The 13,425-nt window shown below is 63.1% G+C and carries 12 protein-coding genes; 10 read left to right on the top strand and 2 right to left on the bottom strand.

All coding sequences use genetic code 11. The features are described 5' to 3' along the window. The 3 genes from tauB to tauD are packed head-to-tail and all read left to right on the top strand — an operon-like array spanning window position 1 to window position 2,507. Window positions 1–789, top strand: a complete 789-nt coding sequence (gene tauB, locus FQ668_RS00360) for a taurine ABC transporter ATP-binding subunit (RefSeq protein ID WP_019438891.1) — start codon at window positions 1–3, stop codon at window positions 787–789. Then, on the top strand, window positions 786–1,625 hold the full coding sequence (tauC, locus tag FQ668_RS00355; RefSeq protein WP_019438892.1) for a taurine ABC transporter permease TauC: 840 nt from the start codon (window positions 786–788) through the stop codon (window positions 1,623–1,625). The genes tauB and tauC overlap by 4 nt, the downstream gene beginning before the upstream one ends. A gap of 48 nt (window positions 1,626–1,673) precedes the next feature. Continuing rightward, a complete protein-coding gene (tauD, locus tag FQ668_RS00350; protein ID WP_014589327.1) occupies window positions 1,674–2,507 on the top strand; it encodes a taurine dioxygenase in 834 nt (277 codons plus the stop codon). Window positions 2,508–2,631: 124 nt separating this feature from the next. Here tauD and betT read toward each other — a convergent pair whose 3' ends face one another. Continuing rightward, window positions 2,632–4,635: a choline transporter BetT gene (gene betT / locus FQ668_RS00345; protein WP_003255844.1), complete on the bottom strand. Its 2,004-nt coding sequence runs from the start codon at window positions 4,633–4,635 to the stop codon at window positions 2,632–2,634. Window positions 4,636–4,905: 270 nt separating this feature from the next. Then, entirely contained in the window at window positions 4,906–5,838 is a 933-nt protein-coding gene (epsC, locus tag FQ668_RS00340) for a serine O-acetyltransferase EpsC (protein WP_003255846.1), read from the bottom strand. 309 nt (window positions 5,839–6,147) lie between these two features. Here epsC and tcyJ point away from each other — a divergent pair, with 309 nt between their 5' ends. From tcyJ to FQ668_RS00305, 7 genes are all read left to right on the top strand, one after another. Beyond that, window positions 6,148–6,942 carry a cystine ABC transporter substrate-binding protein gene (tcyJ, locus tag FQ668_RS00335; protein WP_014589324.1) on the top strand — a complete coding sequence of 265 codons (795 nt, stop codon included), beginning with the start codon at window positions 6,148–6,150 and terminating at the stop codon, window positions 6,940–6,942. Continuing rightward, the gene (gene tcyL / locus FQ668_RS00330) at window positions 6,939–7,607 is read left to right on the top strand and encodes a cystine ABC transporter permease (protein ID WP_003255849.1); all 669 of its coding nucleotides are present in this window, start codon (window positions 6,939–6,941) and stop codon (window positions 7,605–7,607) included. The genes tcyJ and tcyL overlap by 4 nt, the downstream gene beginning before the upstream one ends. A gap of 2 nt (window positions 7,608–7,609) precedes the next feature. Beyond that, complete coding sequence (tcyN, locus tag FQ668_RS00325) at window positions 7,610–8,368, top strand: L-cystine ABC transporter ATP-binding protein TcyN (RefSeq protein WP_003255850.1); 759 nt, start codon at window positions 7,610–7,612, stop codon at window positions 8,366–8,368. A 313-nt stretch (window positions 8,369–8,681) separates the two neighbouring features. After that, window positions 8,682–9,923 carry an SfnB family sulfur acquisition oxidoreductase gene (locus tag FQ668_RS00320; protein ID WP_019439234.1) on the top strand — a complete coding sequence of 414 codons (1,242 nt, stop codon included), beginning with the start codon at window positions 8,682–8,684 and terminating at the stop codon, window positions 9,921–9,923. 142 nt (window positions 9,924–10,065) lie between these two features. Continuing rightward, window positions 10,066–11,247: an SfnB family sulfur acquisition oxidoreductase gene (locus tag FQ668_RS00315; protein WP_011953204.1), complete on the top strand. Its 1,182-nt coding sequence runs from the start codon at window positions 10,066–10,068 to the stop codon at window positions 11,245–11,247. Further along, window positions 11,247–12,632 (top strand): LLM class flavin-dependent oxidoreductase, encoded by a 1,386-nt coding sequence (locus tag FQ668_RS00310; protein WP_014589321.1) that lies wholly within the window; start codon window positions 11,247–11,249, stop codon window positions 12,630–12,632. Before FQ668_RS00315 ends, FQ668_RS00310 begins: the two co-directional genes overlap by 1 nt. After that, window positions 12,625–13,425, top strand: coding sequence for a MetQ/NlpA family ABC transporter substrate-binding protein (locus FQ668_RS00305; protein ID WP_014589320.1), 801 nt, complete (start codon window positions 12,625–12,627; stop codon window positions 13,423–13,425). Before FQ668_RS00310 ends, FQ668_RS00305 begins: the two co-directional genes overlap by 8 nt.

The following is a 13,425-nucleotide window of genomic DNA, read 5'->3' as shown; positions in this document are numbered from 1 at the left end:
ATGGCCTTGCTCGAGCTGGAGCGCATCAGCGCACAGTACCCAGGCGCCAGCACCCCGGTGCTGGCCGACATCAACCTGAGCCTGGGGCCACGCCAACTGCTGGTGGCCCTGGGGCCTTCCGGCAGCGGCAAGACCTCACTGCTCAACCTGATCGCCGGCTTCGTCGCCCCCAGTGGCGGTCACATCACCCTCGATGGTGTGCCGGTGCAGGGCCCCGGTGCAGAACGCGGCGTGGTGTTCCAGGACGATGCCCTGCTGCCATGGCAGAACGTGCTGGGCAATGTCGCCTTCGGCCTCGAACTGGCCGGCGTACCCCGCGCCCAGCGTGAGGCCAAGGCCCGCGAAATGCTCACCCTGGTCGACCTCAATGGCTTCGGCGAACGGCGCATCTGGCAGTTGTCCGGTGGCCAGAAGCAGCGCGTGGGCCTTGCCCGGGCGCTGGCGGCCGACCCTCGGATACTGCTGATGGATGAACCGTTCGGTGCCCTCGATGCCTTTACCCGTGAGCAAATGCAAGAGCTGCTATTGCAAGTCTGGCAACGCACCGCCAAGCCGGTGTTCCTGATTACCCACGACATCGAAGAAGCGGTGTTCCTCGCCAGCGAACTGGTACTGCTGGCGCCCAACCCGGGACGCGTAGTGGAACGCCTGCAGCTGAACTTCGGCCAGCGCTATGCCGCTGGCGAATCGGCCAGGGCCATCAAGTCCGATCCAGCCTTCATCGAAACCCGCGAGCATGTGCTGGCGCGGGTGTTTTCCCAACGCCAAAGCCTGCAGGAGCGCGCATGAGCAGCCTGGACCTGCCGGTCGCCGGCAAACACGACGCCCAAACCCGGCCAGCCGCCACGCTACGCCGCCCACTGTCCACCCGCTGGATCAGCACCCTGACCCTGGCCAGCCTGCTACTGGTCTGGTGGCTGGTGACAGCTGCCGGTTGGGTAGAGCCCCTGTTCCTGCCCTCGCCTGGCGACATCCGGTCCAAGGCATGGACCTTGCTCACCCAAGGCTACATGGATGCCAGCCTGTGGCAGCACCTGGGCGCAAGCCTGGGCCGCATCGGCCTGGCGCTGGTGGCTGCGACCCTGACCGCAATACCAGTCGGCATCGCCATCGGCTACAACCGCGTGGCCCGCGGCATTCTCGACCCGCTGATCGAGTTCTACCGGCCCATCCCGCCGCTGGCCTACCTGCCGCTGATCGTCATCTGGTGCGGTATCGGCGAGCTGTCGAAAGTGCTGCTGATCTACCTGGCAATCTTCGCCCCCATCGCCATTGCCACAGCCACCGGTGTGCGCACGGTAGACCCGGCCAAGCTGCGGGCGGCGCAGTCGCTGGGCGCAACCAAGGCCCAACTGATCCGCCACGTCATTTTGCCCAGCGCATTGCCAGACATCCTTACCGGCATCCGCATTGGCCTGGGGGTCGGCTGGTCGACCCTGGTGGCCGCCGAGTTGATCGCCGCCACCAGCGGCCTGGGCTTCATGGTGCAGTCGGCGGCGCAGTTTCTGGTCACCGACGTAGTGGTGCTGGGCATCCTGCTGATCGCCCTGATCGCCTTCGCTCTGGAAATGAGCCTGCGTGCCCTGCAACGCAAGCTGGTGCCCTGGCATGGGCAGATTCACTGAATTCCATTGTCCACGCCAGCACACTGGCGCCCGATTGAAGAGACCGACATGAGCCTGACCATTACCCCCCTAAGCCCAGCGCTTGGCGCCCAGATCAGCGGCGTGGACCTCAGCCGCGATATCAGTGCAGAAGAGCGCGATGCCATCGAACAGGCACTGCTCCAGCACCAGGTGCTGTTCCTCCGTGATCAGCCGATCAACCCCGAACAGCAGGCGCGCTTTGCCGCACGCTTCGGCGACCTGCACATCCACCCGATTTACCCCAACGTGCCGGACACCCCACAGGTGCTGGTGCTCGACACGGCGGTTACCGATGTGCGCGACAACGCCGTGTGGCACACCGACGTGACCTTTTTGCCGACCCCGGCACTGGGCGCGGTCCTCAGCGCCAAGCAATTGCCTGCTTACGGTGGCGATACCCTTTGGGCCAGCGGCATTGCGGCCTTCGAGGCCTTGTCGGCACCGCTGCGTGAAATGCTGGACGGGCTGACCGCTACCCACGACTTCACCAAGTCGTTCCCGCTGGAGCGCTTTGGCACCACGCCGCAAGACTTGGCGCGCTGGGAGGCCACCCGGCGCAACAACCCGCCACTGTCGCACCCGGTGGTACGCACACATCCGGTGAGCGGGCGCAAGGCGTTGTTCGTCAATGAAGGGTTCACTACACGCATCAATGAACTGAGCGAACTGGAAAGCGACGCGCTGCTGAGGCTGCTGTTCGCCCATGCGACGCGACCGGAGTTCAGCATTCGCTGGCGTTGGCAGGAGCATGACGTGGCGTTCTGGGACAACCGCGTGACCCAGCATTTTGCGGTGGATGACTACCGGCCGAACCGGCGGGTGATGCACCGGGCGACCATCCTTGGGGATGCACCCTTCTAGCGGTTGCCTGTCTGGCCTCTTCGCGGGCTTGCCCGCTCCCACAGGTACAACACAGGTTTCGAAACCGGTGCCGTGCCTGTGGGAGCGGGCAAGCCCGCGAAGAGGCCATGACAGGAGACCTTGGTCAGCGAACCAGGTGCAGGTACTGCATGTGCCGCTCGTACTGGTCGAGGATGTCGTTGATGATCTGCTCCTTGCTGTAGCCCACCAGGTCGTAGTTCTGGCTGCCTTCGCTCAGGTGCACCTCCGCCCGGTAATAGCGGCGGTTCTTCAACTCCTGCGTACCCAGCCCCCCCAAGGCGAACGATGGCGTGAAATAGCCACGCATCTGTACCTGGTAAATGAACGGCTGTTCCTCGCCATGGCCGATCTTCAGGCTGACGTTGTCATGGCTAGGGTCGTCCTGGGTAATCAGTACCAGGCCTTTCTGCTCGAACACTTCACGCACATCGGCAATCGCCGGGCGCACCACATCATCCATGAAGCGGTACACCTCATCACGCGACGGGAAGTGCACTGCCTGGCTCAGGCGCTGGCGCCAGCCGCCACGGCCGCGACGTGACTGGGCGAACGGGGCCAGCGAGTGCATCTGCGCGATCTGCCGCTGCGACTCCAGGTAGAACGCCTTGTGCAGCCCCCACATCATGCACAGCAGAATGAGCGAGAACGGCAGCGACGTCAGCACCACTGCCGATTTCAACGAATCGATGCTGCCAGCGAACAACAGCGCACTGGTGATCAGCGCAGTCATCGCCCCCCAAAAGATACGCAGCCAGTTCGGCCCATCTTCATCAGCGTCACCGCCCTTGGCCGACAAGGTCGACAGCACCACGGTGCCCGAGTCGGCCGAGGTGACGAAGAACACGAAGCTGATGAACACCGTGGTGGCGATCACTGCCTTGCTCCAGGGGTAGGTTTCCAGCAGCAGGTACAGGCTCATCGACGGGTTGTCCAGCGCCGACTGGCCGAGTGCGGTCATGCCGTGGTTGATCACCTGGTCCAGGGCGCTGTTGCCGAATATCGACATCCACGCCAGGGTAAAGCCCAGCGGAATCAGCAGCACGCCAAAGACGAACTCGCGGATGGTACGGCCACGGGAGATGCGGGCGATGAACAGGCCCACGAACGGCGCCCAGGCAATCCACCAGGCCCAGTAGAACACGGTCCAGCCGCCCAGCCAGCCACGGTTTTCACCATAGGCATACACGTCGAAGCTCTTGCGCGGCAACGCACCCAGGTAGTCGCCCAGGTTCTGGATCAGTGTGTTGAACAGGTGCTGGGTAGGCCCGGCGAACAGCACGAACAGCAGTAGCGCACAGGCCAGGAACAGGTTGATATCGCTCATCACCCGCACCCCCTTCTCCACCCCGGCCACGGCTACGGCCACAGCCGCGCCCATCATCAGGGTGATGAGGATCACTTGCACCCACTGGCTGTGGCTGATACCGAACAGGTAGTCCAGGCCGGCGTTCAGATGCAGCACCCCAAAGCCCATGTCGGCGCCCAGCCCGAACACCGTGGCGATGATGCCGAAGCCATCCACCGCATAACCTATAGGGCCGTTGATGCGCTTGCCAATCAGCGGGTACAACGCCGAACGCAGGGCCAGCGGCAGGTTGTGCCGGTAGGCGAAATAGGCCAATGCCATGCCGACGAAGGCGAACACCCCCCACCCATGCAGGCCCCAGTGCAGGAACAGGATCTGCATCGCCTGGCGCCCGGCCTCGACCGTGCCGGCTTCGCCTTGGGGCGGTTGCAGCATGTGGGTCAGCGGTTCGGAGACACAGAAAAAGAACAGCGTGATGCTGATGCCAGCGGCGAACAGCATGCCCGCCCACGACAGGTAGCTGAACTCGGGTTCGTCGTGGTCGGCACCGAGTTTGATCTTGCCGTAGCCAGACAAGGCGGTGACCACCACGAAGACCAGGTACAGCGTCATCGCCAGCATGTAGTACCAGCCGACCGTGTTGGCCGCCCAGTTCTGCGCCGCCAGCAACCAGTCACCTGCGGCTTGCGGGTTGGAGATGACTACCAGGCCAAAGATGAGGATGAAACTCGCCGCAAAGTAGAACACCGGGGGGTTCATGCGGATTTTGCCGTTGGCAGCGGAAGGGTTCGGTGCACTCATAGGGCGTGCACCTCGTCGAATGACGTGAGGTTCGGAATGAACGGGTTCAGCAAAGGAATCCTCCTGTTGAACACCGGCAGCGGACCAGCGTTTTTCATTGAACAAGCGTTCAAGTTAAACATGGATCGGATTTCAATGCGAATTGGGGCGCCAATTGGTGTCGTCCTGTTCCGGCCTCTTCGCGGGTAAACCCGCACCTACATCTGGTACGTCCGTCGTAGGCACGGGCTTGCCCGCGAAGAGGCCGGCACAGGCAATGGCAATGCGGGATCAGTTCTTGTCCTGGCAATCCAGCTGCAAGTTGGCCTGAGTAATGTTGCTTTCAGCCGGCACACTGCGAGTCAGCCACACATTACCGCCAATGGTCGAACCCTTACCGATGGTAATACGCCCAAGCACCGTGGCCCCGGCATAGATCACCACATCGTCCTCAACGATCGGGTGCCGTGGCAGGCCTTTATGCAGCGTACCCGACTCATCGCTGGGGAAACGCTTGGCGCCCAGGGTCACCGCCTGGTAGATGCGCACGCGCTCGCCGATGATCGCGGTTTCACCAATGACCACACCCGTACCATGATCGATGAAGAAGCTCGGGCCGATCTGCGCCCCCGGGTGAATGTCGATACCGGTGGCCGAATGCGCCAGCTCCGAACTGATCCGCGCCAGCAGCGGCAGCCCTGCCTTGTACAGGTGATGCGCCAGCCGGTGGTGGATGATCGCCAGGATGCCCGGGTAGCACAGCAGCACTTCATCGACGCTGCGCGCTGCCGGGTCGCCGTGGTAGGCGGCCAGCACATCAGTGTCGAGCAGAACGCGCAGTTCCGGTAGCGCAGCTGCAAAGCCCTGGATCAGGCTCAGCGCACGGGCGTCGACGCCAGCCAGCTCAGCCTTGCTTTGCCGTGCCGCGTAGCGAAGTTCAAGACGAGCCTGGGCCAGCAAGGCGGTCAGCGCGGCATCCAGGGTGTGGCCAACGTAGAAGTCTTCACTTTCTTCGCGCAGGTCGACTGGCCCCAGGCGCATGGGGAACAGCGCCCCGCACAGTTGCTCCAGAATCTGTCGCATCGCTTCGCGCGACGGCAGCTCGCGCCCGCCCTGCTCGCCAATACTGCGGCCATTACGGGTGCGCCATTGCTCACGGGCCCCGCGCAGGCCAGTGACAATGCTCTGCAACTGCCAATGCGCGGATGAAGGTTGTTCGCTCACGGTTTTCTCCTGCCGTATAGGCCATCTGATTTTGTTGCCAGGCCCGCGAAAGGGCCGAACCTGCCTGCATGCAATCCACTTTACGGCAAATCCGAGGCTTGGAAAAAACAACGCTTTATTCCATCCTGCGCTAAGTCAGGCATAAGCCGCGATGACGGAGTGGGTATCGTCGCCTACCCTCAAAGCAGCCGGCACCTGGCAAAAATCAAAAAAGGGAATATTAAAGTGATTTTTTAGTATTTCCCGGCCTAATCAGCCAACCCTATAGTCGCCACCTCACTACCTAGACAACAAGCGCGGGGCTCTGCCATGTCGAAATTCGCCAAACCGCTACTCAACGCCAGCCTGGCCCTCCTGCTGGGTGCCGGCCTGCTCAGCCAGGCTTTCGCCGGCGAGCAATTGAAGACCATCCAGGAAAAAGGCGTCATCAACGTCGGCCTCGAGGGCACCTACCCGCCATTCAGCTTCCAGGACGAAAACGGCAAACTGACCGGCTTCGAAGTGGAGCTGTCCGAGCTGCTGGCCAAGGAGCTGGGGGTCAAGGCCAAGATCCAGCCGACCAAGTGGGACGGCATCCTCGCCGCGCTGGAATCCAAACGCCTGGATGTAGTGGTCAATCAGGTGACCATTTCCGAGGAGCGCAAGAAAAAGTACGACTTCTCCGAGCCCTACACTGTCTCCGGCATCCAGGCACTGATCCTGAAGAAGAAAGCCGAGCAGTTGAACATCAAGGGCGCACAGGACCTGGCCGGCAAAAAGGTCGGCGTAGGCCTTGGCACCAACTACGAACAGTGGGTGAAGAAGGACGTGCCGCAAGCCGATGTGCGCACCTATGAAGACGACCCAAGCAAGTTTGCTGACCTGCGCAACGGCCGTATCGACGCCATCCTGATCGACCGCCTGGCGGCGCTGGAATACGCGCAAAAAGCCAAGGACACCCAACTTGCCGGCGATGCCTTCTCGCGCCTGGAAAGCGGCGTGGCCATGCGCAAAGGTGAGCCGGAACTGTTGGCAGCCATCAACAAGGCCATCGACAAGCTAAAAGCTGACGGCACGCTGGCCAAGCTGTCCGAGAAGTACTTCGGTGCCGATGTCACCAAATGATCGCTGAAAGCCTGCAACTCGTTGTCGACTCTGCGCCCTTCCTGCTGAAGGGCGCGGGTTATACGGTGCTGCTCAGTGTCGGCGGCATGTTCTTCGGTCTGGTGCTGGGCTTTGCCCTGGCGCTGATGCGGCTGTCGAAGATTCTGCCGCTGAACTGGCTGGCGCGGGTCTACGTGTCGTTCTTCCGCGGCACGCCGCTGCTGGTGCAGCTGTTCGTCATCTATTTCGGCATGCCGCAAATCGGCATCGAGCTGGACCCGATCCCCGCTTCGCTGATCGGCCTGTCGCTGAACATGGCGGCCTATATCTGCGAGATCCTGCGCGCAGCCATTTCCTCGATCGACCGGGGCCAGTGGGAAGCAGCCGCCAGCATCGGCATGACCCGCGTGCAAGCCATGCGCCGGGCGATCCTGCCACAGGCCTTGCGCACCGCGTTGCCACCGCTGGGCAACAGCTTCATCTCGCTGGTAAAGGACACCGCCCTGGCGGCGACCATCCAGGTGCCCGAGCTGTTCCGCCAAGCCCAACTGATTACCGCGCGCACGTTCGAAGTGTTCACCATGTACGTGGCGGTCGCGGTCATCTACTGGGTGCTGTGCAGCATCCTTGCGCACTTCCAGAACCGCATGGAAGCGCGGGTCAACCAGCATGACCAGGAGCATTGAGCATGATTGAAGTCAAAGGCCTGACCAAGCGGTTCAAGGGCCAGACCGTGCTCAACGGTATCGACCTGACCGTGCAGCCCGGTGAAGTGGTGGCCATCATCGGCCCCAGTGGCTCGGGCAAAACCACCTTCCTGCGCTGCCTTAACCTGCTGGAAACCCCCGATGCCGGGCAGATCCAGATCGGCGCCATCAGCATCGATGCCAACCGCCCTTTGGGCGGGCAGCAGGGTGCGATTCGCCGTTTGCGCCAGCAAGCCGGGTTCGTGTTCCAGAACTTCAACCTGTTCCCCCACCGCACCGCCCTGGAGAACGTGATCGAGGGGCCGGTGATCGTCAAGAAAACGCCTCGCGAGCAGGCCATCGAGCTTGGCCGGCGCCTGCTGGCCAAAGTCGGCCTGGCGGGCAAGGAAGACGCCTACCCACGGCGCCTGTCCGGCGGCCAGCAACAACGCGTGGCCATCGCCCGTGCCCTGGCCATGGAACCAGAGGTAATCCTGTTCGACGAACCGACCTCGGCGCTGGACCCGGAGCTGGTCGGTGAAGTACTGGCGACCATCCGCGGCCTGGCCGAGGAAAAGCGCACCATGATCATCGTCACCCACGAGATGAGCTTTGCCCGGGACGTGGCGAACCGGGTGATCTTCTTCGACAAGGGCGTGATCGTGGAGCAGGGCGAGGCCAAGGCCCTGTTTGCAGCGCCGAAGGAAGAGCGTACGCGGCAGTTCTTGCGCAAGTTCCTCGGGACTGCGGCCTCCGAGTAAACCTGTTCCGGCCCATTCGCGGGTAAACCCGCTCCTACAGTGCACAGATCTTGAGGCATGTGTAGGAGCGGGTTTACCCGCGAAGAGACCGGCACGCCCGTAACAAATCGCCCCTTCTATAATTATTCCAAAAAGTTAGTTCATAAAATTTTTATAAATCATTAGGGTATATATACCGGACCACCGGACCAGCACACGTCTGTCGCGATCAGCTGTAGCGACATAACTATTTTGTGAGGTCAGGAATGGTCAGGATCACAATCACCCCAGTGCGGAACGCCAGGGCATTGAGTGCAGCCAAGGAGCGGCACTGATGCCCAGCCAAGCCAACACCCAATTCCATAGCGATTTGGACAGCTCGCCCCCGCTGCTGCCGGCCAAGGTACTGCGCAACGACGCCGAAGCCCTGCAAGCGGCCCGCGAGCTGGCCAAGGTCGCCCGTGAGCAAGCTGCACAGCGCGACCAGCAACGCAAACTGCCCTGGGCCGAAATCGAACTGTTTACCCGAAGCGGTCTGGGCAGCATCAGCGTACCCAAGGCCTACGGTGGTCCCGACGTATCGTTCGCAACCGTCGCCGAAGTGTTCCGCCTGATCAGCGCCGCCGACCCCGCCCTGGGGCAGATCCCGCAGAACCAGTTCGGCATGCTGCAACTGCTGCGCCTGACGGCCAGCGAGGCGCAGCAAGCGCTGATCTTCCGAAGCGTGCTCGACGGCTGGCGCATCGGCAATGCCGGGCCTGAACGTGGCACCAGGGATACCCTCACCCTCAAGGCCCGAATTACGCGCGCCGGCGACAGCTACCGCATAAGTGGCGAGAAGTTCTACTCCACCGGTGCCTTGTTCGCCCATTGGGTGGCGGTAAAAGCCCTCGACGACGAAGGCCGCCAGCGCCTGGCATTCGTGCGCCGGGGAAGCCCGGGGTTGCGCATTGTCGATGACTGGTCCGGGTTCGGCCAGCGCACCACCGCCAGCGGTACCGTGCTGCTGGACCAGGTGCCGGTTGACGCGGAACTGGTGATCGACAACTGGCGCCAGCGCGATATCCCCAACATTCAGGGTGCAGCTTCGCAGCTGATCCAGGCGGCGATCGACGCCGGCATCGCCGAAGCGGCCATCGATGATGCGATCACGTTCGTGCGCGAAAAGTCCCGCCCGTGGATCGAAGCCAATGTCGAGCGGGCTAGCGACGACCCTTATGTGATCGCTGACATCGGCCGCCTGAAGCTTGAACTCCACGCGGCAGAAGCGCTGCTGCGCAAGGCTGCTCGGGTGCTCGACGAGGTCAATGCCGCTCCGATCGATGCCGACGCCGCAGCACGGGCCTCGATCGCAGTGGCGGAGGCCAAGGTGCTGACCACCGAGATTGCCCTGCAGGCCAGCGAAAAGCTGTTCGAGCTGGCCGGCAGCCGCGCCACCCTTGCCGAGTTCAACCTCGACCGCCACTGGCGAAATGCCCGGGTGCACACTCTGCACGACCCGGTGCGCTGGAAGTACCACGCGGTGGGCGCTTACCACCTCAACGGCACCTTGCCTGCACGGCATTCCTGGATCTGATTTGCTGCCTTTGGGGCTGCTGCGCAGCCCTTCGCGGGCTTGCCCGCTGCCACAGGATTGCCACCGCCTGAACTGGCATCACCTCACCTGTGGGAGCGGGCAAGCCCGCGAAGGGCCACGAAGCGGCCCCCCGGAGAACTCCATGACAATCGCTATCATCACCAGCGACGCCCAAGCCCTGGCCGTCGCCGAAGACATCGCCCAGCAACTGCGCCGCGACAGCGCCCTGCGCGACCGCGAGCGCCGCCTGCCGCTGGCCGAACTCGAGCTGTTCACCCGCTCCGGCCTGTGGGCCATCAGTGTGCCCAAAGCCTTCGGCGGTGCCGGCGTGTCCAACGTCACCCTGGCCAAGGTCATCGCCCGTATCGCGCAGGCCGACGGTTCGCTCGGGCAGATTCCGCAGAATCATTTCTACGGTCTGGAAGTGCTGCGGGTAAACGGCAGCCCCGAACAGCAACAGCGCCTGTACGCCGAGGTACTGGCTGGCCGCCGTTTCGGCAATGCCCTGGCCGAGCTGGGCACCAAGACCGCCCACGAGCGCACCACCCGCCTGAGCCGTGACGGCGACGGTTTCCGCATCAACGGGCGCAAGTTCTATTCCACAGGCGCCATCTATGCCCAGCGCATTCCAACCTCGGTCGTGGATGAACAAGGTATACAACAGTTGGCCTTCGTCCCGGCCGACAGCCAGGGGCTGCAGGTGATCGACGACTGGAGCGGCTTCGGCCAGCGCACCACCGGCAGCGGTTCGGTGGTGTTCGATAACGTGTACGTCAGCGCAGCGGACGTGGTGCCGTTCCAGAGCGCCTTCGAGCGCCCCACCCCGGTCGGCCCGCTGGCGCAGATCCTCCATGCCGCCATCGACACCGGCATTGCCCGCGCCGCCTATGAAGACGCCCTGCACTTCGTGCGCACCCGCAGCCGTCCGTGGGTCGACTCCGGCCTGGACAAGGCCACGGATGACCCGCTGACGCTGAAAAGTTTCGGCCATCTGGCGGTCCGCTTGCACGCGGCCGAAGCCCTGCTGGAGCGCGCAGGCGAATACCTCGACCGCGCCCGCGACGACAGCACTGCCGACAATGTGGCCGCCGCCTCCATTGCCGTGGCCGAAGCACGCGCCATCAGCACCGAAATTTCCCTCACCGCCGGTACCACCCTGTTCGAACTGGGCGGCAGCCAGGCAACATTGGCCGAACACAACCTCGACCGCCACTGGCGCAACGCTCGCGTGCACACCCTGCACGATCCGGTGCGCTGGAAGTACCACGCCATCGGCAACTACTACCTCAACGATGCCAACCCGCCACGCCGGGGGACCATCTGATGGCCAAGCAGATTCTGCTCAATGCCTTCAACATGAACTGCATCGGGCACATCAACCACGGTTTGTGGACCCACCCACGGGACACTTCGACCCAGTACAAGACCCTGGACTACTGGACCAACCTGGCACGCCTGCTGGAGCGCGGCCTGTTCGACGGGCTTTTCATTGCCGACATCGTCGGTACCTACGACATCTACGGCCAGTCACTGGACGTCACCCTCAAGGAGTCGATCCAGCTGCCGGTCAACGACCCGCTGCTGCTGGTCTCCGCCATGGCTGCGGTCACTCGTCACCTGGGTTTCGGCCTTACCGCCAACCTCACCTACGAGGCGCCGTACCTGTTCGCCCGGCGCCTTTCCACACTCGACCACCTGAGCAATGGCCGGGTGGGCTGGAACATCGTCACCGGCTACCTCGACAGCGCCGCCCGGGCCATGGGCCTGGCGCAGCAACCCGAGCATGATCGCCGCTACGACCAGGCCGATGAATACCTGCAGGTGTTGTACAAGCTGCTGGAAGGCAGCTGGGCCGATGACGCAGTAGTCGCCGACCGCGAGCATCGCGTCTATGCCTCGCCCGACAAGGTGCGCAAGGTTCAGCATCAGGGCGAGTTCTACAAGGTCGAAGGCTACCACCTGTGCGAGCCCTCACCGCAGCGCACCCCGGTGCTGTTCCAGGCCGGCAGCTCGCAGCGTGGCCTGGCCTTCGCCGGCAACCATGCCGAATGCGTGTTCATCAGTGGCCAGGACAAGGCAGCCACCCGTGCCCAGGTCGACAAGGTTCGCGCGGCCACCCAGGCCGCCGGCCGCGACCCGCAGGCGGTCAAGGTGTTCATGGGCATCACGGTGATCGTTGCGGCCACCGAGCAACTGGCCCAGGCCAAACACGCCGAGTACCTGCGCCACGCCAGCGCCGAAGCGGGGGTCGCGCACTTCGCCGCGTCCACTGGCATCGACTTCGCCGCCTATGAACTGGACCAACCCATTGCCTTCAGCCAGGGCAACGCCATCCAGTCAGCCACGCGCCAGTTGCAAGACAACGCCTGGACCCGCCGGCGCCTGTTGCAACAGCACGCCCTGGGCGGCCGCTACGTAACCCTGGTCGGCGCGCCTGAGCAGGTGGCCGAACAGTTGATCGCGTGGATCGATGAAACCGGCTTGGACGGTTTCAACCTGACCCGCACCGTCACCCCGGAGAGCTTCGAGGACTTCATCGAGCTGGTCATCCCGCAACTTCAGCAGCGTGGCCGTTACAAGACTGCCTACACCGAAGGCACCCTGCGCGAAAAACTGTTCCAGGCCGACCGCCCTCACTTACCCGCCGACCATCCTGGCTCGGCTTACCGCTTTACCCCTGCCCCGACTGGAGCCCTGCACCATGCTTGAGAAACTGTTCCGGCCCGTCGCGGCCATTGCCATCACCCTCGGCCTGTGCGCCGGTGCCCTTGCTGCCGAGCCGTTGAAGATCGGTACCACCTCGGCCTTTGCCATTCCGCTGGAAGCCGCGGTGGAAGAAGCCCACAAGCGAGGCCTGGAAGTGAAGCTGATCGAGTTCAGCGACTGGATTGCGCCCAATGTCAGCCTCAACAGCGGCGACATCGACGCGAACTACTTCCAGCACATCCCGTTCCTGGAAAACGCCAAGGCTGCTGCAGGCTTCAACCTCGTGCCTTACGCTCCGGGCATCATCAACAACGTTGGCCTGTACTCAAAAAAGTACAAAAGCTTTGCCGAGCTGCCTGAAGGCGCCAGCGTGGCCATCGCCAACGACCCGATCAACAGCGGCCGTGGCCTGCTGCTGCTGGCCAAGGCCGGGTTGATCACCCTGAAGCCCGGCGTGGGCTACAAGGCCACCGAGGATGACATCGTCGCCAACCCTAAAAAGCTCAAGATCCTTCAGGTCGAGGCGGTGCAACTGGTACGTGCCTACGACGACGCAGACCTGGTGCAGGGTTACCCGGCCTACATCCGCCTGGCCAATACCTTCGATGCCACCTCGGCGTTGCTGTTCGACGGGCTGGAAAACAAGGAGTACGTGATCCAGTTCGTCATCCGCCCGCAAAGCAAGGACGATCCACGCCTGGCCAAGTTCGTCGACATCTACCAGCATTCGCCAGCGGTGCGCGCTGCGTTGAACAAAGCTCACGGCAAGCTCTACCAAGCCGGCTGGGAAGGCTGA

It is taken from the genome of Pseudomonas sp. Kh14, from assembly GCF_900291005.1.
Lineage (GTDB): Bacteria > Pseudomonadota > Gammaproteobacteria > Pseudomonadales > Pseudomonadaceae > Aquipseudomonas > Aquipseudomonas alloputida.
This window is presented reverse-complemented; position numbering and strand designations above follow the sequence as displayed.